Genomic DNA, 22,732 nt, shown 5'->3' with positions numbered 1-22,732 from the left:
CTAAGTAGTCTTACGTAACAATATCAAAATCATAAAAATAACCCTTTCAGTACATTTATTTCTGAAAGGGTTATTATCCTCTATAATCATTCAATTATTATTCTTTATGAGTGAGAATAGTTTCGATATTATACCGAGGGCGATCCTTCACTTCGATATAAATTTTTCCGATATACTCCCCTATTATTCCGATAGAAATCAGAACTAAAGCTCCGATAAACCACACAGAGAGCATTAGTGATGCCCATCCGGCAACAATATCTCCTGTTAAATAAGAACATAACGTATATATAAATGCACAAAACGTCATAATCAGGAAAAATACGCCAGCACCGAATATCAAACGCACAGGTTTTACCGAAAATGAGGTTATACCGTCTATCGCAAAATTGAGCATTTTACTCAAGGGATATTTAGATTCTCCGGCAAAACGCTCATGACGGTCATAATATACACATGTCGTATTGTAACCTATCAACGGTACTATACCTCGTAAAAATAAATTACGTTCTCTGAATTTCATAAGTTGTTCTAACGCCCGTTTACTCATCAAACGATAATCGGCATGATTATAAACCGATTTCACTCCTAATCCCGTCATCAACTTATAAAAACAAAGAGCTGTAGTCCGTTTGAAAAAAGTATCTTTCTGTCGAGATTTTCTCACTCCATATACAATATCGAAACCTTCATCGTATTTCTTTACCATTTCTTCTATAACCGAAACATCATCTTGTAAATCGGCATCTATCGAAATAGCAAGATCACTCATATCTTTAGCGACCGTCAATCCTGCCATCAATGCATTCTGGTGTCCGACATTACCGGCCAGATTAACACCATATATATACTTATTCTCTTTATATAATTTAAGGATAAGTTCCCATGTATTATCCCGACTACCGTCATTGACAAACAATATAAAACTGTCGGGAGAAATCATCTCTTTCTTTATCAATCCTTCAAGGACGGCAATGAGTCGTCCGGATGTTTCGTTTATTACTTCCGACTCGTTATAACACGGGACAACGATACTTAGTATCATATATTTTCAAAGTTAAAAGACTAATTAATAAATTAACGAAATCAAAGATACATAACATCTTGCATTAAAACCAATCAATTTATATAAAATCTTGCCATCAGTTTAAGAGCCTGTCTTAATTTTCCAATAAAAAAATATTATCAGGTCATTTTTGCGCTTTCTTCCGGTCTTTTTTCCCGTTTTCACTCGTCAAATAGCCAGCTATCCTCCTCCTGAAAACAGAAAAATATACTCGAAAGAAACTCTCAAAACTGACCCGAGTAAAATTTAGACAGGCTCTTAGAGCCTGCCTAAATTTTCCGATAAAAATATATATTCAGACAAGCTCTTAATACCTAAAGGGTAATTTACCTATAATGCTTTCACACTAAAGAGATAATGTCCTTTCTCCACCATTTTTTTTGCTGTCAGGGAAAGGCGAAATATTTTCTCCCCCCAAACATTAGATAATCTGGAATCAGTAAGCAAGATTGTTTCTAAAGACGGTATAAACAAGGAGCTATCATAATGGAGTTCTACGGTTTGCCCCTTTACTGAAATTTTTACTCTTCCTGTCGTACCTAAATCAATATCTCCCCACAATAAGAAATTTACCTGATTTTCATTTTGCAATCCCTTCAAAATAAAATCATCGGAAATATCCAGACTTCTATCCCTGAGACGATACGTTCTTATCCACTTTTCGACCTCAGCATTATCGGGATAAGCAGTCGCAATATTCATAGATAATTGCTTTTTCTTCTTATCCAGCACGACATCCGTCGCTTTATATTCAGACCCGAATTTTTGAGGTACTCCGTTGATCATCGGTAAATTATGATAATTGCTTTGCATCGTCCATATCGTATAACGTTCTTTTCCGAAAGTCTGCCGTGTATAAGTACCGACTCCAGCATCTATAATAACCGGAACTGCGTTATAATATAAAGAAAATGTCCCGACATCATTATGATTATGGCTTTCATTATTATATCCGCCTTTAACGGCTAAGAAAAATCCATTTTTATTTTTCAAATAACAGAATTGCGTTTCCGGATACCACGTTACCTCCGGAGTCTGATGCACAGCGGTCATCTTTTGCATATCTTCGCTATAAAGCAGGCATTGCAATGTACGGAACATATCTCTTCCCGACGTTATAACAATTCCACCTTTTTCACGCGACAGCCAAGCTGCATACTCCTGCATTTCCTCGCTGCCGATCGCCTTTCCATAGCGAAAAATCAAACCTGCATCTCCTCCACCTTTTGCAGAAGCATCGGCAAAATTAACGACCCAGCCGTCACCGACATAAGTCCGAGAAATATATTCCCCCATATTACGAATTAAAGGGTTCGTAAACAAAGACAATTTTCCTCCCGTAGCGTCATACAACAATTGCAGATAATCATACATTTTTCCAGCAGCATGCCCCCAATAGGACGGTCCTTCTTCACATGCTCCGTCAGAATGGACATAATTTATAAATTTATCTGTCGAAACCATTGTCCTATATACGGCATCGGCCAATTTGTCTTTATCATTCTCCAATAACAAAAAGCATTGTAATACATTTGCATTACACCAAGGATTCCAATTATTTACCAACTGCCCCTTGTAATCAAACGCCATCCACCAGAAACGATTTTCCCGCATATAAGTGTCCATAATTCGTTCTTTTATCTCCTTATAAAGTCGTTTTGATATTATAGGATCTACTTTATCGAACTCTTTATGAAAAAAATAATACACCCATGAAAGAAGTCCTCCCATATCACCAGAGACTAAATCGATTATATGTTCTGTGTAATCGGGTAAAGACCGTTTAGAGTGCTGAGCAGGCAGATGAGCAGAAAGAGCCCAAGAAGTCATTTCGCACGAATATACTACTCCATTGATCAATTGATCGATAAAACGACCTTTTCCCTCAACCAATTCAGCAATTGCCAAATCTGCAATCGCATTATTATTACTACTATTAGGATTTTCCATAATTTTACGATTACCTGTACGTTCGTACTCCAAATAATCGGTAGCTTTTATGACTTTCCACTCATAATTCAGTTGCTTCTCTCCTCGTTTAATCAGGGCTTCTTTATAATTCTTCGTCAAACTGTCCCACCCGGCACGGTCGGAATATTTAGGATAAGATACCCATTTTTGGTCGGGAATAAGAATTTCTTTAAGCCGCGTTACATCGGCCTGTTTTTCTAAAAGATTTCTCTCTTCATATCCATATCCGGAATAAGAAAGAATCAAAAAAAGCATAAGGCATGAAATCTGCTTCATAGTTAATCAAAGGTTAAAAATAATTCGGTCGATACAAATATAGGCAAATCAATAAGAGCCTGCTCATATTTTCCCGATAAAAAAATATTATTTTTCTTGAATTTTTACAGGTAAATCATTAAATGTCAAATCTTTTAAAAGCACTTTATCTGCTGTATCATACATCTGTTCACGTGCTTTTAAAAGAGCCACCCAATGCTTGTTATAAAGGGTATCTCTATTAATTTTAAACTGCTCAGAACCCAATTCATCTATACGCATTAATAATGTTCCTACCGTCATTCCGGAAATATCGGATGCCGGCTGATATGCCAACAAACGTTCATCATCAGTTGTCGTTTCCCTAACAATTCCTATCTCGATGAGCAAATATAGTATCTGACTGGTAAGTTTAATCGGAATCTGGTAAGCCTTACTTATCTGCTGCATTGTCAGAGGGGGTTCTCCATTTTCAAAACGTTTTACGATAACCGAGGCAATCAACAACACGACAAAATCTTTATACCGACGACTTATATTCTTTGTATCTTGTTCAAAATCATAACTCTCTATATTTTGAGCCGAAAACGAAAGAACCGCACCGAAAAGACAAATCAGCCATGAAAGTTGCATCCATAACAAAAACAACGGTAAAAATGCAAAACTTCCATAAATGGCATTATACTTCGATACCCATATCTGTCCGCTGATATATAAAAATTGAAAAACTTGAAAAGCCGTACCACAAATAATACCTGCAACAAAAGCGTTCCAGAACTTAACTTTTGTATTAGGCACTAAAACATATATTCCAGTAAATAATAAACAGGTCAAAAAATATGGACTAAACGAAATGATATTTCTTACCAAAGGACTTATAAAATATAGATATGCATTGCTGTCAATGCCCGTAGATATGAACAAAGAGATACCACTGGAAGCTATCATCAAGACCGGAAGCAAAACAAACATCGAAGTATAGTCGGTAATTTTACGGTAAAAAGAACGATTCTTTTTCACTTGCCATATATCATTCAACGTACTTTCGACGGTGCTCATAAGGCTTATTACCGTCCAAAGCAAGAAAATAATCCCGACTCCGACAAATACCCCACTTTTAGCCTGTGTCAAATAAGCATCAACGAAAGAAAGGGCATGTTCAAGCGCTTCTTTTTGAGCGGGGAAATAATCGAACAATTGACTTTGTACAATATTTTGAAAACCGAATCCTTTAGCTATGGCAAACATTAAGGCTAAAGCCGGAACAACAGCTAATAATGTACTGTAGGTAAGTGCTGACGCTTTTGACTGAAGATCATCTTCTTGAAAACGACGTACCGAAATGAATATAGTTTTTGCCAGATTAATCAACCTGCGCCGCAACCCCGAAACATCATTTCCGGTAATACGCCACATATCTTCAAATATGAACTTTGATGCGGTGCGAAAGAATGTTCCAATCCGGAATACTATACTATTTTTCGCCATGTTTTCAACAATATTGATATATGAAAAATACAGCAGAACGATAAGCCGGGTTCTGTACCTTATAAAAAGGTGTCTGTCATTTATCTTGTCTTTATGTCACCATAAAGCTTTAGCGGTTTACCCCCCGACATCGGACGAGCAGCCCTACTGCGCCGGTATACATAACCTTACAACCCATAAGACGTACGGCTTCTCGTGTCACCACGAAAACCGGTGAGCTCTCACCTCACCTTTTCACCCTTACTGCAAGCAGCGGTTATTTTCTGTTACGTTACTCTATTCTTACGAATAGCTTCCCGTTAGGAAATATGGTGCTCTGTGTTGCCCGGACTTTCCTCACATGTTGCCATGAGCGACAGACTGTTCTGCTGTATATACTTGCAAAGATAATCGATTACCGGCGGTTATCCAAACCGCTGCTCGATAAAAAGAACAATCTTGCGCGATTATAACATCATTATAAAGATGATTGTTTTCATCTATCAGACTTTATGTCAGTTATATCGGTAACTTTGTCGGTTTTCCAGACAACGGTCAGTTAACCCCTGTTAATCACCTAAGAGAGCTATTAAAAGTTTCTAAAAAGAAACAGAGAGAGAAATAACCGCACGGATATTGTATTAAATTTAACGACTCAAACATTTAAAAACGGAGATTTATTAACAAATGAATAACAGAAACGTCATGGAAAATTTCAGCAAAAAACTTATCAGTTTTGCACTCGTGGCTCTCGTTAGTTCCGGAGTATCCATTGGTGCTTACTCCTTTCTAAACCGTTCGAAATCAATAAGCGATAACGCTATTGAGGAAACCGGAAGCAAATACGCAAAACCCGTAGCTTTTACTCCGGTTTCGAACCGTCCGGCTATTGAAACCGATTTTACAAAAGCGGCGGCCAGTACAGTAAATGCCGTTGTCAGTATAAAATCTACAACATCTGCCAAACAACAGCAACAAGGAATGATGCAAGATCCTTTCTTTGAATTCTTTTTCGGACAAAGAGGGGGCGGAAATATGAAACCTCAACCTCGTGTAGGAATGGGATCGGGAGTAATCCTCACCCCCGATGGTTATATTGTAACGAACAACCATGTAATTGAAGGCGCGGATATATTAGAGGTAACTTTAAATGATAAAAGATCTTTCAATGCTAAAATCATAGGAACAGACCCAAGTACCGATTTGGCTTTAATCAAAATCGAAGCAAAAGATCTTCCGACATTACCTTTCGGAGATTCGGACAAGCTACAAGTCGGAGAATGGGTACTGGCTGTCGGAAATCCATTCCAGCTCTATTCTACTGTTACAGCCGGTATTGTAAGTGCCAAAGCTCGTAGCTTAGGTATGATCAGTACAGGAAAAACCATGGGTATAGAATCTTTTATACAGACTGATGCAGCAGTAAATCCGGGTAATAGCGGAGGTGCTCTTGTAAACACAAACGGAGAATTAGTCGGTATAAACACAGCTATTTATTCCGAAACAGGAGCTTACTCCGGGTATTCTTTTGCTATTCCGACAAGTATAGTAAGCAAAGTAATTACCGACTTGAAACAATACGGAACAGTACAACGTGCCGTGCTTGGAGTTATCATCCGCGATATTAATTCAGATCTCGCAAAAGAAAAAGACATCCAGATACAAGACGGTATCTATATAGAAGAAGTCAATGACCGCAGTGCCGCTATGGAAGCCGGAATAAAGAAAGGCGACATTATCATTGCAATCAACGATGTACCTGTAAAAACTGCTTCTGCATTACAAGAACAAGTAAACCGTTATCGCCCCGGTGACAAAATAAAAGTAACAATTCATAGGGGAAAAGATACTAAAACGCTTTCGGTTACGTTAAAGAATAACCAAGGTAATACCGAAATCACCAAAACAAAAGGTATCGAGAGTCTTGGAGCAGCTTTCAAAGAGTTGAAAGATAATACTAAACGAGAATTAAATATCAGCTCAGGGGTTCAAGTAGTCGGCATCAAGGCCGGGAAATTCCAAAGAGCCGGTATTCGCGATGGATTTATAATCCTTAGTATTAACGGTGTCAACGTAAAATCGGTCGATACGATCGAAAGTATTTTCAATGACATCATGAAAGGAAACAGCAGAGATAAAGTCATGTTCATCACCGGTATATATCCGAATGGGAAAACAGGATATTATGCTGTAGATCTTTCGGAATAAAGCATAGTTCTTAAATCAAATCATAAAAGCACAATTTACTGTAATTAAATTTGCAGAATTGTGCTTTTATCTTGGCAAATGGCAAAGAAGATTAATATCGGAAACAAATTATTTCCACCGTACGTTTTGCGAATAGCCAATACGGAAGAAAAGACTTAGGACAAAATGGGACAAAGTTCTTTTCTTAACCGTAAGGTTTGAGAATTTGTAAAAAAACATTATATTTGCACTCCAAATTTCTAATCTGCAGGATGAGACAATTAAAGATCACAAAATCAATTACCAACAGGGAGAGCGCTTCGCTTGACAAGTACCTTCAGGAAATCGGACGAGAAGACCTGATTACTGTCGAAGAAGAAGTTGAACTTGCCCAGCGCATAAAAAAAGGAGATCGGGTTGCTTTAGAAAAACTAACCCGTGCCAATCTGCGTTTTGTCGTTTCTGTCGCCAAGCAATATCAAAACCAAGGATTAAGTCTTCCCGACCTAATCAACGAAGGGAATTTGGGTTTGATAAAGGCTGCTGAAAAATTTGACGAAACCAGAGGTTTTAAATTTATCTCTTATGCTGTGTGGTGGATACGTCAATCGATTCTTCAGGCTTTAGCAGAACAATCTCGTATCGTACGTCTTCCTCTCAATCAAGTAGGCTCGTTGAATAAAATCAGCAAAGCCTTTTCTAAATTTGAACAGGAAAACGAACGACGTCCTTCTCCGGAAGAATTAGCAGATGAATTGGATATCCCCGTAGACAAAATTTCGGATACAATGAAAGTTTCCGGACGTCACATTTCTGTTGACGCTCCATTTGTCGAAGGAGAAGACAACAGCCTGTTAGACGTACTTATCAACGACGATTCGCCTATTGCCGACCGGTCATTGATCAATGAGTCCCTCGCTAAAGAAATAGATCGAGCATTAGCTACATTAACCGAAAGAGAAAGTGATATTATCAAAATGTTTTTCGGTATCGGATGTCAAGAAATGACATTGGAAGAAATCGGCGACAAATTCGGCCTCACCAGAGAGCGCGTACGCCAGATCAAAGAAAAAGCCATAAGAAGATTGAGACAAAGTTCTCGTAGCAAACTGCTTAAAACTTACTTAGGATAAAACCTTACAAGAAAGAGTGATCCTAAAAAAACAAAGAGTGAATTCGGACAACTAATTCCGAATCACTCTTTTTCATTTGATCTAAAAACCAATACCATGCATAAAAGAAGAATCTTATTATTCATTTTTACTATTGCAATTCTACACTCCCCGATCATCAGTGCTCAAAAAGTAAAAGAGAGAGCAATGGTCGTCTATTCTAAAAAAACAAAAGAACACTCTAAAGCAAAAACTTTCGCAGCATTTGCCGATTTCGGAACTTCCCTTTTTATGAGACAAGATCCGATGTACCCCGATTTATCGGAGTGTAATGCGAGTTTAGATATAGACATATCATACGGTTATTTTATCAACAGTTATTTTTATATAGGACCGGGTACAGGAATACGAACTTATTTCGGAGAGAATTTCACAATGTTCCCCTTATTCGGTGAGTTAAGAGGATACTGGAAACGAATATTTATATACAGTAGAGGAGGATACAGTTTATCTACTTCAGGAAACAATGACAGAGGCGGAGCATACGCCTCAATCGGTTTAGGGCTCAACTTTATTTCCAAAACAAGATACAAACTGTTTTTCAGCATGGGTTATGAATTTCAAGATCATAGACGCAAAGATACCAGCGTATTACGAAAAGAAATATTAACCGGAAAGAATGGCATAGCTATTCGCATCGGAACACAATTCTAAAATAAAAACAGTAATTAATTACAAATCAAAAGAATCGAATCTTTACAAATTATATTTTATAAGATTTATATAGAAAAAACATTCATTTTGTTTTGAATATTCAAAAAGCATCTCTATATTTGCAACCGAAAACGATGGTATAAATATTTTTCAAATAAATACTAAACTTAATATGAAGCCGTTTGCAATTCTACTACTAGGTTTACAGATTATTATTCTATTGAGAACAATTAATAGGAAGTGAGCCAGTGTACAATAATATGAAGAGATAAATATAAAACCTTTCTCACTTCCGGTGTTGAAAGGTTTTTTTATATAGAAAAATAAAGATAAAAAATAAAATTATGTCTGACAGATTATTCATTTTTGACACTACATTGCGAGACGGAGAACAAGTTCCCGGCTGCCAGTTGAATACCGTAGAAAAAATTCAGGTAGCTAAAGCTCTCGAAGGATTGGGTGTCGATGTTATCGAAGCCGGGTTTCCGGTATCCAGTCCGGGAGATTTCAACTCGGTAGTAGAAATCTCTAAAGCAGTAACGTGGCCTACAATTTGTGCTCTGACACGAGCAGTAGAAAATGATATAAAAGTGGCCGCAGAAGCATTAAAATATGCCAAACACGGACGAATACATACCGGAATAGGTACATCTGATTATCATATCAAATACAAATTCAATTCCACTCGGGAAGAAATCATCGAACGTGCTGTATCGGCGGTCAAATATGCAAAAAAATTTGTAGAAGATGTTCAATTCTACGCAGAAGATGCCGGACGTACTGATAATGAATATTTAGCCCGAGTCATAGAAGCCGTAATAAAAGCCGGCGCTACAGTAGTAAATATTCCGGATACTACCGGTTATTGCCTTCCGGATGAATTCGGAGGCAAAATACGTTTCTTAAAAGAAAACGTAAAAGGAATCGATAACGTAACTATAGCTACCCATTGCCACAATGATCTGGGAATGGCCACAGCAAATACAATTTCAGGAATATTGAATGGGGCAAGACAAGCTGAAGTTACTATAAACGGTATCGGAGAGCGTGCCGGAAATACATCTTTAGAAGAAGTTGCCATGATTTTTAAGAGCCATCACGATCTCAATATAGAAACGAATATCAATACACAAAAAATATACGGTATAAGTCGTATGGTTTCAAGTCTGATGAACATGCCGGTGCAACCGAACAAAGCCATTGTAGGACGCAACGCATTTGCCCACTCTTCGGGAATACATCAAGATGGAGTCTTGAAAAACCGCGAAAGTTATGAAATCATCGATCCTAAAGATGTCGGAATAGACGAAAATTCTATCGTATTGACTGCCCGTAGCGGACGAGCAGCATTAAAACATCGCCTTCACATTCTCGGAGTCGAACTCGACAAAGAAAAGTTAGATAAGGCATATAGCGATTTTCTGAAACTTGCCGATCGCAAAAAAGACATAAATGATGATGACATATTGATGCTTGTAGGAAAAGACCGCTCGGCAAATGCCCGCATCGCAATCGACTATTTGCAGGTAACTTCCGGTATCGGCATGCGCCCCGTCGCCAGTATCGGTTTGAATATCGCCGGAGAGAAATTCGAAGCGGCAGCTTCCGGTAATGGACCCGTAGATGCGGCAATAAATGCGGTAAAACAAATAATTCACCGTAAAATGACCGTACAAGAATTCTTAATTCAAGCCATCACAAAGGGAAGCGACGATGTCGGAAAAGTGCATATAACAGTTTCTTACGAAGGAGTACACTATTATGGTTTCTCAGCCAATACAGATATTGTAGCAGCATCTGTCGAGGCATTTATCGACGCTATTAATAAATTTATCGTTTAATAAACAACATCAATTTATCATGTCTAAAAAAACATTATTCGACAAAATTTGGGATGCACATGTAGTTTCTACTATACAAGGCGGACCTACACAATTATACATCGACAGACATTATTGTCATGAGGTGACCAGCCCTCAAGCATTTAACGGTTTGCGAGAACGCGGATTGAAAGTATTCCGTCCCGATCGTACGACTTGTTCGCCCGATCACAATATACCGACATTGAACCAAGATAAACCGATCTCAGACCCTGTATCCCGAAATCAAGTAGAAGCACTAAGTAAAAACGCAGATGAATTCGGTATTACTTTATACGGTCTCGGACACGAAAAGAACGGAATTATTCATGTTATAGGACCAGAAAACGGACTGACACAACCGGGAATGACCATTGTCTGCGGGGACAGCCACACTTCTACTCACGGAGCTTTCGGAGCTATTGCATTCGGAATCGGGACAAGCGAAGTCGAGATGGTTCTGGCCACACAATGTATTTTGCAGCCTAAACCCAAAAGAATGAGAATCACTATTAACGGAAAACTTGAAAAAGGGGTTACGGCAAAGGATATAGCTCTCTATGTAATTTCCCGAATGACTACAGGCGGCGCAACCGGTTATTTTGTAGAATTTGCCGGAGAGTCGATTCGCTCACTGAGTATGGAAGGGCGCATGACAGTATGTAATCTAAGTATTGAAATGGGTGCAAGAGGCGGAATGATCGCCCCAGATGAAACGACATTCGCCTATGTCAAAGATAAAGAATTTGCTCCTAAAGGAGAAGAGTGGGAAAAAGCGTTGAAACAGTGGAAAGAACTGTATAGTGATGCCGATGCTGTATTTGATAAAGAGGTATTCTTCGACGCTTCGGATATTGCACCTCGTATTACTTACGGGACAAATCCCGGAATGGGAATGGGAATACACGATACGATTCCGACATTAGAACAGATTGATGAAGCCGGTAAAATATCTTTTATCAAGTCATTAAATTACATGGGATTCAAACCCGGTGAAAAATTAGAAGGTAAACCGATCGATTATGTATTTCTCGGTAGTTGTACAAACGGACGTATCGAAGATTTCCGAACCTTTGCCAAATTTGTAAAAGGACATAAAAAGGCTGATCATGTAGTCGCATGGTTAGTACCCGGTTCTTGGGCGGTAGAAAAACAAATCAGGAAAGAAGGATTGGATAAAATCTTAACAGAAGCGGGATTTGAACTTCGTCAGCCCGGATGCTCTGCTTGTCTCGCAATGAATGACGATAAAGTTCCTTCCGGGAAATATGCCGTATCCACATCTAACCGAAATTTCGAAGGGAGACAAGGTCCGGGTTCACGAACGATTTTGGCAGGACCTCTTGTTGCTGCTGCCGCTGCCATTACAGGGAAAATTACCGATCCCCGAAATTTTATGCAATAATTATTATATAATCTTTTAGAAATAAAAAATATGACCGATAAATTTAAAACTCTGACCTCTACCTGTATCCCACTTCCTATGGAAAATGTCGATACAGACCAGATAATACCTGCCCGTTTTTTAAAAGCAACTACCCGAGAGGGTTTCGGCGATAACCTGTTCAGAGACTGGCGCTACGATAAAGAAGGAAATCCTATTCCCGGATTTGTATTAAACGATCCCACTTATTCAGGCACTGTTTTGGTTGCGGGAAAAAATTTCGGAAGCGGATCGAGTCGAGAACATGCCGCATGGGCTGTTGCCGGATATGGATTCAAAGTTGTCGTTTCAAGTTTTTTTGCCGATATTTTTAAAAACAATGCATTAAACAACTGTGTTCTTCCGGTCGTAGTTTCTGAGAATTTTCTATCAGATCTGTTCGGCGCAATCGCCTCCGACCCGAAAACCACAGTCACAGTAGATCTGGAAAATCAGATAATTACGAACAACTACAATGGCTCTCAAGAATCATTCGAAATAAATCCTTATAAAAAAGATTGCCTGCTTAACGGATATGATGATATAGACTATTTATTAAGCAGAAAGGATAGAATAGAAGCGTGGGAAAAGTCTCAAAACAAATAAATATGCGGCAAATAGAAATACTTGATACGACTCTGCGCGACGGAGAACAAACATCGGGAGTCTCATTCGCAGCTCAGGAAAAGCTCAGTATTGCAAGACTTTTGTTAGAAGAATTACGTGTAGATCGCATTGAAATCGCATCGGCAAGAGTCTCTGAAGGAGAATTCGAAGCTGTAAAAAGAGTGTGTGAATGGGCAGGGAAACGCGGTCATTTGAATAAAGTCGAAATTCTCGGATTTCTGGATAACGGTATTTCTATAAAATGGATTAAGAAGGCCGGAGGAAAAGTTGCGAATTTGCTATGTAAAGGCTCTCTGAAACATTGCACACAACAATTACGGAAATCTCCGGAAGAACATATAGAAGCAATCCGAAAGGAAATATCTTTCGCAAAAACAAACGGACTTCAAGTAAATATATATCTGGAAGATTGGTCGAATGGCATGTTACATTCTCCCGAATACGTTTTTCAACTTGTAAATGCTCTAAAAAACGAACCTATCGAACGTATCATGCTTCCCGATACTTTAGGGATACTAAACCCTTACTCTTCATACGATTATTGTAAATCGATGATAAATCGTTATCCTGAAATTCGATTCGATTTTCATGCTCACAATGATTACGATCTCGCTGTGGCAAATGTTTATTCTGCAGCAAAGGCCGGAATACAGGGGATTCATTGCACTATAAACGGATTAGGAGAACGTGCCGGCAATGCTCCTTTATCGAGTATATTAGCGGTACTGCACGATCAACTACAAACAAAAACGAATATCGACGAACGTAAAGTAAATCAGATAAGTCGGGTAGTAGAATCTTACTCCGGCGTACGAATTCCGTCCAACAAACCTGTTATCGGGGAACATGTTTTCACTCAATGTGCTGGAGTGCATGCTGACGGAGACAGTAAAAACAACCTCTATTTTAACGACTTGCTCCCCGAACGTTTCGGACGTACACGAGAATATGCACTTGGAAAAACTTCCGGCAAAGCCAATATCAAAAAAAATCTGGAAGCTCTGGGGATCGAGTTGGATGAAACTTCAATGAAAAAAGTTACAGAACGGATCATTGCTTTAGGTGATAAAAAAGAACAAGTAACTCAGGATGATCTTCCGTATATTATTTCAGATGTTCTGAATCACGACTCAGAAGACCAAAAGATACATTTGCTCAATTATTCACTTTCACTCGCCCAAGGCTTGCATCCGGTCGCTGTCATCAAGATAGAGATTCATGGCGAACAATATGAAGAAACGGCAACAGGAGACGGACAATATGATGCTTTCGTCAAAGCTTTGCGAAAAATATACAAATATCAACTAAAAAAGACATTCCCGATACTCATCAACTATACAGTCGATATTCCACCGGGAGGCCGTACAGATGCATTTGTTCAGACAGTTATTACATGGAATTTCAAAGGTCATACGTTCAAAACCAGAGGTCTTGATGCAGACCAGACAGAAGCAGCTATACAGGCTACTATTAAAATGTTGAACCAAATAGAAAAAATTCAAGATAATATATCAGAAACCGTATAAACAAAAAAAATCATGAAATTGAATATTGCCGTATTACCGGGTGACGGTATAGGACCAGAAATCGTAAACGAAGCATTGAAAGTGACAAAAACCGTATGTGAAAAATTCGGACATGAACTTTCATACAAGCATGCTTTAGTAGGAGCTTGCGCTATCGACAAAACAGGGAATCCTTATCCTGACGAAACTCACGAATTATGTATGCAATCGGATGCTGTATTATTCGGGGCTATCGGAGATCCGAAATATGATAACAATCCGTCTGCCAAAGTCAGACCGGAACAGGGATTACTCGGAATGAGAAAGAAATTGGGATTGTATGCCAATATACGTCCTGTATCGACATTCGATTCACTCATATACAAATCCCCTTTACGGGCAGATATCGTAAAAGATACCGATCTGATGTGTATTCGAGAATTGACTGGAGGAATCTACTTCGGACGTCCTCAAGGAAGAAGTGAAGACGGAACTATCGCATACGATACGTGTGTTTATAGCCGGGAAGAAATAGAGAGAATAGTGCATCTTGCGTACAAATATGCTAAGCAAAGAAATAAAAAAGTTACGGTCGTAGATAAAGCCAATGTTTTGTGTACTTCTCGTTTATGGCGTGAAGTTGCTCAAGAAATAGAAAAACAATATCCTGAAATCACTACCGAATACATGTTTGTCGACAATGCTGCGATGCAACTGATACAATGGCCTAACCGATTCGACGTAATCGTTACCGAAAATATGTTCGGCGATATACTTACTGATGAGGCATCGGTAATTACAGGATCATTAGGCATGCTTCCTTCTGCTTCCATAGGTATTCATACTTCAGTATTCGAACCGATACATGGTTCTTATCCGCAAGCTGCAGGCAAAAATATCGCTAACCCTGTAGCAACGATTTTATCAGCAGCCCTTATGTTCGAATATGCATTTAATCTCATGGATGAAGGCAAAATGATTCGTGAAGCTGTTGATGCTTCAATAGAAGCAGGTATCGTAACAGAAGATTTAGCTCAAAATGGAAAGTCTTATAAAACTTCAGAAGTAGGACAATGGATTGCCGATTATATCAAAAATAAATAATTAAGCTGTATCTATTTTCCAAGACAGGATACCGTCCTTATAAGATAGTATCCTGTCTTTTTTAACTATTTAATCTCAAAAATCGCTTAAATTTTCCGATAAAAACATTCTTAAACCTGACTCGTACGAAATTCAAACAGTAATCAAAATAATTTATTCTACTCTAACACCTCTCATAATCAACTTTTTCCACTCCGGATGCTTTTGAATATAACCTGCAACAAAAGGACACAAAGGAACTAATTTCAGATTTTTATGTTCTATGTCCTGTAACACCTTCAACACAAGTTGAGAGGCGATACCTTTTCCTTCTAAAGCAGGAGGGACTTCAGTATGTGTCAGATAAATTTCTCCGTTTTCGGATAAAATATATTCTATCTTCGGAATAAATCCGTCTATTTGAAATTCATACCGACGGCTATTCTCATTATTTATCAACTTATAATCTGTCATCTTTTTTCTGTCGTTATTCAAATTTTCTATAAAAAAAGCTGCCCAAAAGAGGACAGCTTTCTATCTAACTATTAAACCTTTATTTTTGAGATGCTGATCCCGAAAATATTACAATACGATTCCAGTTATTATTCTTCGGATAAGGTTGAGTATCACTACCATTAGCAACCATCTTTATTCGGTTAGCGTTAATACCATACTTTTTAGTCAATATATTCACAACCGCATCTGCACGTTTTTTACTCAACTGCATATTGTAAGCCGGTGTTCCGGTTTCTTTATCGGCATATCCGGCTACTGTCACATTACAATTCGGATTTCTCTTCATCCAATCGGCAATATTATAAACATTCACCATCTCTTCTTGCGACACAACAGCACTGTTGATCTTGAAACGAACAACAATCGACATATCCGGATTACAAGTCTGAACAGGTTCTGGAACTGTAACAACTTCGGTAACAGTGACTTCAGGACATGGCGGACATTCTCGTGCTTCACAAGTCTCTAAAGCAGAACGCAAATTATTTACTTTACCATTCAAATCATTAATAATCATACGGTCAGCATAAGGATCATAAGCTTTGAAACGAGTCTTTCCGAATTTAACGGTAAAACCTCCGATAAGAGAAGCGATAGACTCTACTTGTTTCCCTTCTACAACACCATTAAAATGGTCTCCCATAGCATTTGCCCTACCTTCAAGGAAGAAGTCAAGATAGTGAAATAAACGAAAATTCAGTTTCATACCGATAGACACGGGAAAGGCATATGTCCGGTGACCAGCTTCAGGATTTTTGAATGCAAAAGCTCCTCCAATACCAGCAAAGGGAATAATAGATACCACCCGCTTTTCATTATATCCTCCCAAAGTACTGGTAAGATCCCACATCAAATCGCCATAAACAGCCGCATATCGGGTATGATTCATTATCTCTTTTGTCGGCCAATGAGTGTGTAAAGACCCGCCCATAGCATTCAACCGAATACCTACATAAGGATTCAGCCATTTACCTAAAGCCAAACTCATGGCTAAAGTATAACTGGGATCGCCTTTATGCTCGGTAAGAAAAGTCTGAGCACCAGCACCGAGAGACAAATACCAATTATTCCCGACTTTCGGAGCATAATAATAGGGCTTTCCGGGTATCAGTTCAGTAACAGTCACCTCTTCTTCGACCACAGTAACCTGAGCCGACCCGGTTTCAACAAAAGCAAACGATGCTATCGCCGCCAATGCAAATGAGTAAAGAACATGTTTCGTTTTCATTTTCAAATATTTTATTGTTTACAAAATATTGCGTCCGGGACAAAAATTCATATATACCAATAACCGGTTTATCATGAATATCGCGAACAGCGTTGTATTCTTATTGTGACTGTAAAACAAGTCAATGTCAAAATAGGTTCAACATATATTGTTAAAATCATATATTAAAATAAACGAAAGACATTATTTCATAAATAAAGAGAAATGATAAAAAAAAGAAATGCGGTTTTGAATATCGTATTATTTACTAAATTTGCAAGTTCGGGAACGGATATATTCATATATGGCCAAAAGAAATAGATTTAAAGCATTTTGGAAAAAAATGCGATCAAAATATAAGCTCTCCTTCTTCAATGAAAATACATTGGAAGAGGTGTGGACTTTTCGTTTGTCCCGATTAGGAGCTTTTCTGTTTTTTTCGGCATTGGTTATCATCATTTTTTCCGGAGCAATGTATCTAATTGTCGGGACTCCATTAAAAAATTATTTACCCGGATATTTGAGAACCGAGACACGGGTAAAAATTATGGATAATGCATTACGTATCGATTCTTTGAATCAGGCTATGCAATTAAACGATGCATATTTAAAAAATCTGACTAATATACTTACAGGAAATGTAAAAATAGATTCGATACGGAACATCAAAGATTCTCTGCTTTCTTTCCCGACTGATTCTTTTCTGACTCAATCACAAGCTACGACAAGTTTTATGCAACGTTATGAAGAAGAAGAAAAGTATAAACTTAATGTACTCAATCAAACGATTCCGACTGACGGATTTATCTTTTTCACTCCAATAAAAGGTGCGATCAAGCAAAAATTCAACCCAGAAAACAATCATTTCGGGATCGATATCCTCGCTCTGAAACGGATGTCGGTAGCCGCAACTTTAGATGGCACGGTCATCTCGGCAGGGTATACAGTAGATTATGGATATGTAATCGAGATTCAGCATAGCAATAACTTTATATCTATATATAAATATAATGCCGAACTACTAAAATCTATCGGAGATAAAGTTTCGGGCGGAGAGGTTATCGCTCTTACCGGAAACGGGACAAAAGAATCATTTCCTCCTCTTATAGAATTCCAGTTATGGCACATGGGACAAGCTTTGAATCCCGAAGATTATATTACATTTTAAATGACACACAAACAAGACATTGCATCAGTGACAACAAATCACAGGTGAAAATAAAAAGGAGAATGAAGAAACAACTTGCTATACTGGGTTCTACCGGATCGATCGGAACACAAGCTTTGGAAGTAATTTCAGAGCATTCCGATTTGTTCGAGGTATATGCACTTACCGCTAACAACAATGTAGATCTACTTATTTTACAAGCACGAAAATTTAATCCTGAAGCGGTAGTTATCGCTAATGAATCTTTATATCCTAAACTCAAAGATGCTCTGAAAGACCTGCCGATTAAAGTATATGCAGGACATGATGCTATCGCTCAAATAGTCGAATCTGAACCTATCGACATGGTGCTTACGGCCATGATCGGATATGCCGGTCTATACCCGACCATACGAGCGATAAAGGCAGGCAAGACAATAGCTCTTGCAAATAAAGAAACTTTAGTCGTTGCCGGAGAACTGATAAATCAACTGGCGCACGAAAACCGCACACCAGTAATACCGGTAGATTCGGAACACTCTGCCATTTTTCAATGTTTAACCGGGGAAATGCATAACCCGATAGACAAAATCATATTAACGGCTTCCGGAGGTCCTTTTCGAACAATGTCACGACAAGAATTAGAACATGTCACGAAGAAACAAGCCTTGAAACACCCCAACTGGAATATGGGTGCTAAAATTACCATAGACTCGGCTTCTATGATGAACAAAGGATTTGAAGTTATAGAAGCCAAATGGCTTTTTAATGTAAGACCGGAACAGATAGAAGTTGTCGTACATCCCCAATCAATTGTACATTCCATGATACAGTTCGAAGACGGAGCTATAAAAGCTCAATTGGGAACGCCAGATATGAAATTACCGATAAGGTATGCGTTTTCTTATCCTAACCGGTTGAAAAACCAGTCTCCTAAGTTGGAATTGTCTCAATATGCACATCTGACATTCGAACATCCGGATACTACTAAATTCCCCCTTTTAAGTTACGCTTATGAAGCAATGAGACTGGGAGGAAACATACCATGTATATTGAATGCTGCAAACGAAGTTGTCGTAGATGCTTTTCTGAAAGATAAAATCGGATTTTTACAAATGGCAGATATTATCGCCGATATAATGCAACAGGTCTCTTTCATAAAATCACCGTCTTATGACGATTATGTATCGACCGATACAGAAGCACGCCGACTAACACGGGAAAAAATAACATCTTTTTAAAACGAAATAAATTTAGACGAAAAAATAATGGAGACATTTTTAATTAAAGCCCTACAGTTAATATTAAGTTTATCGATTCTTGTCATCGTTCACGAATTCGGACATTTTATTTTTGCCCGAATCTACAAAGTAAGAGTCGAAAAATTCTATCTCTTTTTTAATCCTTGGTTCTCTCTTTTTAAATTCAAACCTAAAAACAGTGAAACAGAATATGGTATCGGCTGGTTACCATTAGGAGGTTATGTGAAAATAGCCGGTATGATAGACGAGTCTATGGATAAAGAACAACTGGCTCAGCCAGAACAAGAATGGGAATTCAGATCTAAACCCGCCGGGCAACGACTGATGATCATGATCGCCGGGGTACTGTTCAATTTTATTCTGGCTCTTTTTATTTATTCTATGATAACCTTTACTTGGGGAGAATCTTATCTGCCTTTAAAAAACGCTAAAGCCGGATTATCATTCAGCGAAACAGCACATAAAGCCGGATTTGAAGATGGAGATATCCCCATAAAAGCCGACGGAAAAGAATTGACTACATTATCAGGCGATATGATCCGTAATATCGCTGAAGCTAAAAATGTAGAAGTCATCCGTAACGGTAAAACAGAAACAATCACCATGCCGAATGAGTTTATGTTAAAATTAATCGGGGCAAACGAGAAATTCGCTTCGTTCCGAAATCCTGTAGTAGTTAAAGAAGCAATAAAAGGGAACGGAGCAATCGAAGCCGGACTGCAAAGCGGAGACAGCCTGACTGCTATAAATGGGAAAGCGATTCCGGATATTCCGATTATGCTCGATCTATTAAGTCAGAATAAAGGGAAAAATGTAAATATCACATTTTACCGAGACGGACAAGAACAAAACGCTTCTGTGGCAGTAGATAAAAACGGAAAAATAGGTATAAGCCTCACTCCTATTTACGAAATATATCCTCTTGTAACAAAACATTTCGGATTTTGGGAATCATTCCCTGTCGGCATATCCAAAGGATTCTCTACTCTAAAAAGTTATGTAAGTGATCTCAAATATATTTTTACTAAAGAAGGAGCAAATAGTTTAGGCGGATTCGGAACAATCGGAAGCATATTTCCCCCTGTATGGAATTGGCAGGCATTTTGGGAAATGACAGCATTTCTTTCTATAATCCTTGCATTCATGAATATACTTCCGATTCCGGCTCTTGACGGAGGGCATGTATTATTTTTGTTATACGAAGTTATTGCTCGTCGAAAACCAAACGAAAAATTTATGGAGTATGCACAAATCACAGGTATGGCACTGTTGTTCGGTCTATTGATATATGCCAACGGAAATGACTTATTCCGATTTATTTTTAAATAACCTCACGTACAAAAATGAATTATACCAAAGTCATATTAAAACCGGGGAAAGAAGAATCTCTTAAACGTTTTCATCCGTGGGTGTTTTCTGGAGCAATCCACCATTTTGAAAAACAACCGGAAGAAGGTGACATTATAGAAGTTACAGATTATAAAGGAAACTTCATTGCTATAGGTCACTACCAAATCGGCAGTATAGCGGTAAGAATACTCTCTTTCGAACAAGAAATTATCGATAAAGATTTTTTTAAGAAACGGTTACAAGTCGCTTATAATCTACGTAACAGTATCGGACTCAATCGGGGAGAACAAAATAATACATATCGTCTTGTACATGGAGAAGGAGATCTTCTTCCCGGTCTAATCATAGATATTTATGACAAAACCGCCGTAATGCAGGCACACGATCCCGGTATGCATTTTGCCCGACGTATTCTTGCCGAAGCATTAACCGATGTAATGGGTGAGCAAATAAAAAATGTATATTATAAATCAGAAACCACACTCCCTTACAAAGCGCAACTCGACCCGGAAAATGAATATTTGATCGGAGGCGATGCCGGGAATATAGCAATAGAAAACGGATTAAAATTTCATGTAGACTGGTTAAAAGGACAAAAGACTGGTTTTTTCGTCGATCAACGGGAAAACCGATCATTACTCGAGCATTATTCTAAAGATCGTTCGGTATTGAACATGTTCTGTTATACTGGAGGATTCTCATTCTATGCCATGCGAGGCGGAGCTAAACTTGTTCACTCGGTCGATAGTTCTGCCAAAGCAATAGACCTGACTTGTAAAAACGTAGAGCTGAATTTTCCCGGAGACAGACGGCATGAAGCTTTCGCAGAAGATGCATTCAAATATCTCGACAGAATGGGAGATCAGTATGATCTGATCATTCTCGATCCTCCGGCTTTTGCCAAACATAAAAATGTTTTACATAATGCTTTGCAAGGATACCGAAAACTCAATGCAAAAGCTTTTGAAAAAATAAAACCGGGAGGTATCCTTTTTACATTCTCCTGTTCACAAGTCGTTACCAAAGAAAATTTCCGATTAGCTGTGTTCAGTGCAGCAGCTCAATCTAAAAGACGAGTACGAATACTACATCAATTGACACAGCCGGCAGACCATCCGGTAAATATTTATCACCCCGAAGGCGAATATTTAAAAGGGTTAGTCCTATATGTAGAATAAATTGTATCAATTCTTTATAGACTGTCTAAAAAATCTTCGAATAAATAAAAGAGTCTGTCCAAAAAGTCAAAACTGAATTGGTAAAAGTTACAGATTGTAACAAAATAAATAAAGAATGCCACTTTACACCTAATTTTCATAGGTGAAAGTGGTATTCTTTTTATAATCGAAGTCTATCTGTTTTAAATTGAAAGTTTAAATTTGAACTTTCCAACTTTTTGGACAGCCCCTTTTACAATTATACCCGTTTCATACTTCAAAAGATTTAGAGCCTGTTTAAATTTTCCAATAAAAAATACTATCAGGTCATTTTTGTGTTTTCTTCCGGTCTTTTTCCCTGTTTTCCCTCGTCAGATAGCCCGCTATTATACTCGTAAAAACAGAAAAACATCCTCAGAAGAAATTCTCAAAACTGACCCGTGTAAAATTTAAACAGGCTCTTATCAAACAATAATCTTTATAAATCAAAAAATAAGCGTATCTAATACACTAATATCAAAAAACATGTTAAATAGCATACAAAATTTTGTACGATCTCTTGCCGTATCAAATATTATCTCTACATTTGCAATGTGTTTTTCATGGTATTAGATTTAAGGTTAACGAAGATTGGTTGTCGAGATGACAACCTTTTCTTTTATATATAACCACAAATTTTGAAAGCAGCTCAACCGCCAAACCAGAAAAAACAAAACGGCTGCAAGATAATCCCCGCAACCGTTTTTCAGTATATAAACCATATTGTCAATTATCTCGACACTCTACCCGAAGCATCACCGCTCATCAGTTTCTCGACTTCTTCT

17 protein-coding genes and 1 other RNA gene are annotated in these 22,732 nt (G+C 38.1%); 12 read left to right on the top strand and 6 right to left on the bottom strand.

All coding sequences use genetic code 11. The features are described from left to right. Positions 1-97 precede the first annotated feature (97 nt). From Q0093_RS13260 to rnpB, 4 genes are all read right to left on the bottom strand, one after another. A complete protein-coding gene (locus Q0093_RS13260) occupies positions 98-1,045 on the bottom strand; it encodes a glycosyltransferase family 2 protein (RefSeq protein WP_297304794.1) in 948 nt (315 codons plus the stop codon). 351 nt (positions 1,046-1,396) lie between these two features. Continuing rightward, positions 1,397-3,313: a heparinase II/III family protein gene (locus Q0093_RS13255; RefSeq protein WP_297931360.1), complete on the bottom strand. Its 1,917-nt coding sequence runs from the start codon at positions 3,311-3,313 to the stop codon at positions 1,397-1,399. 87 nt (positions 3,314-3,400) lie between these two features. Continuing rightward, entirely contained in the window at positions 3,401-4,780 is a 1,380-nt protein-coding gene (locus tag Q0093_RS13250; RefSeq protein ID WP_297931357.1) for a YihY/virulence factor BrkB family protein, read from the bottom strand. 25 nt (positions 4,781-4,805) lie between these two features. After that, positions 4,806-5,152: RNase P RNA component class A (rnpB, locus tag Q0093_RS13245), an RNA gene on the bottom strand. 312 nt (positions 5,153-5,464) lie between these two features. On the opposite strand from rnpB, the gene Q0093_RS13240 reads away from it, so the two are divergent. The 8 genes from Q0093_RS13240 (at position 5,465) to leuB (ending at position 15,290) form a co-directional block, all read left to right on the top strand. Beyond that, positions 5,465-6,967: a Do family serine endopeptidase gene (locus tag Q0093_RS13240; RefSeq protein ID WP_294177055.1), complete on the top strand. Its 1,503-nt coding sequence runs from the start codon at positions 5,465-5,467 to the stop codon at positions 6,965-6,967. A gap of 251 nt (positions 6,968-7,218) precedes the next feature. Further along, positions 7,219-8,079 carry an RNA polymerase sigma factor RpoD/SigA gene (locus tag Q0093_RS13235; RefSeq protein ID WP_009319324.1) on the top strand — a complete coding sequence of 287 codons (861 nt, stop codon included), beginning with the start codon at positions 7,219-7,221 and terminating at the stop codon, positions 8,077-8,079. A gap of 96 nt (positions 8,080-8,175) precedes the next feature. Beyond that, a complete protein-coding gene (locus Q0093_RS13230) occupies positions 8,176-8,772 on the top strand; it encodes a hypothetical protein (protein WP_297931352.1) in 597 nt (198 codons plus the stop codon). Positions 8,773-9,116: 344 nt separating this feature from the next. Then, positions 9,117-10,613 carry a 2-isopropylmalate synthase gene (locus Q0093_RS13225; RefSeq protein ID WP_294177058.1) on the top strand — a complete coding sequence of 499 codons (1,497 nt, stop codon included), beginning with the start codon at positions 9,117-9,119 and terminating at the stop codon, positions 10,611-10,613. Between the two features lie 19 nt (positions 10,614-10,632). Then, positions 10,633-12,036 carry a 3-isopropylmalate dehydratase large subunit gene (gene leuC, locus Q0093_RS13220; RefSeq protein WP_297931349.1) on the top strand — a complete coding sequence of 468 codons (1,404 nt, stop codon included), beginning with the start codon at positions 10,633-10,635 and terminating at the stop codon, positions 12,034-12,036. A gap of 30 nt (positions 12,037-12,066) precedes the next feature. Then, positions 12,067-12,660: a 3-isopropylmalate dehydratase small subunit gene (gene leuD / locus Q0093_RS13215; RefSeq protein ID WP_297304805.1), complete on the top strand. Its 594-nt coding sequence runs from the start codon at positions 12,067-12,069 to the stop codon at positions 12,658-12,660. Between the two features lie 2 nt (positions 12,661-12,662). Beyond that, a complete protein-coding gene (locus tag Q0093_RS13210) occupies positions 12,663-14,207 on the top strand; it encodes an alpha-isopropylmalate synthase regulatory domain-containing protein (RefSeq protein ID WP_297931347.1) in 1,545 nt (514 codons plus the stop codon). 12 nt (positions 14,208-14,219) lie between these two features. Further along, positions 14,220-15,290 carry a 3-isopropylmalate dehydrogenase gene (gene leuB / locus Q0093_RS13205; protein WP_022389698.1) on the top strand — a complete coding sequence of 357 codons (1,071 nt, stop codon included), beginning with the start codon at positions 14,220-14,222 and terminating at the stop codon, positions 15,288-15,290. 153 nt (positions 15,291-15,443) lie between these two features. Here the strand turns inward: leuB and Q0093_RS13200 are convergent, their stop codons facing one another. After that, positions 15,444-15,743 carry a GNAT family N-acetyltransferase gene (locus Q0093_RS13200; RefSeq protein WP_294177083.1) on the bottom strand — a complete coding sequence of 100 codons (300 nt, stop codon included), beginning with the start codon at positions 15,741-15,743 and terminating at the stop codon, positions 15,444-15,446. A gap of 79 nt (positions 15,744-15,822) precedes the next feature. Further along, a complete protein-coding gene (locus tag Q0093_RS13195; RefSeq protein WP_294177085.1) occupies positions 15,823-17,013 on the bottom strand; it encodes an OmpA family protein in 1,191 nt (396 codons plus the stop codon). A gap of 322 nt (positions 17,014-17,335) precedes the next feature. Here Q0093_RS13195 and Q0093_RS13190 point away from each other — a divergent pair, with 322 nt between their 5' ends. From Q0093_RS13190 to Q0093_RS13175, 4 genes are all read left to right on the top strand, one after another. Next, the gene (locus Q0093_RS13190) at positions 17,336-18,160 is read left to right on the top strand and encodes a murein hydrolase activator EnvC (protein ID WP_297931343.1); all 825 of its coding nucleotides are present in this window, start codon (positions 17,336-17,338) and stop codon (positions 18,158-18,160) included. Positions 18,161-18,222: 62 nt separating this feature from the next. After that, on the top strand, positions 18,223-19,380 hold the full coding sequence (locus Q0093_RS13185; RefSeq protein WP_297931340.1) for a 1-deoxy-D-xylulose-5-phosphate reductoisomerase: 1,158 nt from the start codon (positions 18,223-18,225) through the stop codon (positions 19,378-19,380). 27 nt (positions 19,381-19,407) lie between these two features. Then, the gene (rseP, locus tag Q0093_RS13180; protein ID WP_297931337.1) at positions 19,408-20,730 is read left to right on the top strand and encodes an RIP metalloprotease RseP; all 1,323 of its coding nucleotides are present in this window, start codon (positions 19,408-19,410) and stop codon (positions 20,728-20,730) included. A gap of 14 nt (positions 20,731-20,744) precedes the next feature. Next, entirely contained in the window at positions 20,745-21,929 is a 1,185-nt protein-coding gene (locus Q0093_RS13175; protein WP_297931334.1) for a class I SAM-dependent rRNA methyltransferase, read from the top strand. The last annotated feature ends 803 nt before the right edge of the window (positions 21,930-22,732 follow it).

This window comes from uncultured Coprobacter sp., assembly GCF_947855755.1.
Lineage (GTDB): Bacteria > Bacteroidota > Bacteroidia > Bacteroidales > Coprobacteraceae > Coprobacter.
Note: the sequence above shows the minus strand (reverse complement) of the source record. Positions and strands in the feature narration are given on the sequence as shown.

Bases quoted from the DNA above. Each gene is read 5' to 3' on its own strand.
- Q0093_RS13260 (WP_297304794.1), bottom strand. From the start codon at position 1,045: ATGATACTAAGTATCGTTGTCCCGTGTTATAACGAGTCGGAAGTAATA.
- Q0093_RS13255 (WP_297931360.1), bottom strand. From the start codon at position 3,313: ATGAAGCAGATTTCATGCCTTATGCTTTTTTTGATTCTTTCTTATTCC.
- Q0093_RS13250 (WP_297931357.1), bottom strand. From the start codon at position 4,780: ATGGCGAAAAATAGTATAGTATTCCGGATTGGAACATTCTTTCGCACC.
- Q0093_RS13240 (WP_294177055.1), top strand. From the start codon at position 5,465: ATGGAAAATTTCAGCAAAAAACTTATCAGTTTTGCACTCGTGGCTCTC.
- Q0093_RS13235 (WP_009319324.1), top strand. From the start codon at position 7,219: ATGAGACAATTAAAGATCACAAAATCAATTACCAACAGGGAGAGCGCT.
- Q0093_RS13230 (WP_297931352.1), top strand. From the start codon at position 8,176: ATGCATAAAAGAAGAATCTTATTATTCATTTTTACTATTGCAATTCTA.
- Q0093_RS13225 (WP_294177058.1), top strand. From the start codon at position 9,117: ATGTCTGACAGATTATTCATTTTTGACACTACATTGCGAGACGGAGAA.
- leuC (WP_297931349.1), top strand. From the start codon at position 10,633: ATGTCTAAAAAAACATTATTCGACAAAATTTGGGATGCACATGTAGTT.
- leuD (WP_297304805.1), top strand. From the start codon at position 12,067: ATGACCGATAAATTTAAAACTCTGACCTCTACCTGTATCCCACTTCCT.
- Q0093_RS13210 (WP_297931347.1), top strand. From the start codon at position 12,663: ATGCGGCAAATAGAAATACTTGATACGACTCTGCGCGACGGAGAACAA.
- leuB (WP_022389698.1), top strand. From the start codon at position 14,220: ATGAAATTGAATATTGCCGTATTACCGGGTGACGGTATAGGACCAGAA.
- Q0093_RS13200 (WP_294177083.1), bottom strand. From the start codon at position 15,743: ATGACAGATTATAAGTTGATAAATAATGAGAATAGCCGTCGGTATGAA.
- Q0093_RS13195 (WP_294177085.1), bottom strand. From the start codon at position 17,013: ATGAAAACGAAACATGTTCTTTACTCATTTGCATTGGCGGCGATAGCA.
- Q0093_RS13190 (WP_297931343.1), top strand. From the start codon at position 17,336: ATGCGATCAAAATATAAGCTCTCCTTCTTCAATGAAAATACATTGGAA.
- Q0093_RS13185 (WP_297931340.1), top strand. From the start codon at position 18,223: ATGAAGAAACAACTTGCTATACTGGGTTCTACCGGATCGATCGGAACA.
- rseP (WP_297931337.1), top strand. From the start codon at position 19,408: ATGGAGACATTTTTAATTAAAGCCCTACAGTTAATATTAAGTTTATCG.
- Q0093_RS13175 (WP_297931334.1), top strand. From the start codon at position 20,745: ATGAATTATACCAAAGTCATATTAAAACCGGGGAAAGAAGAATCTCTT.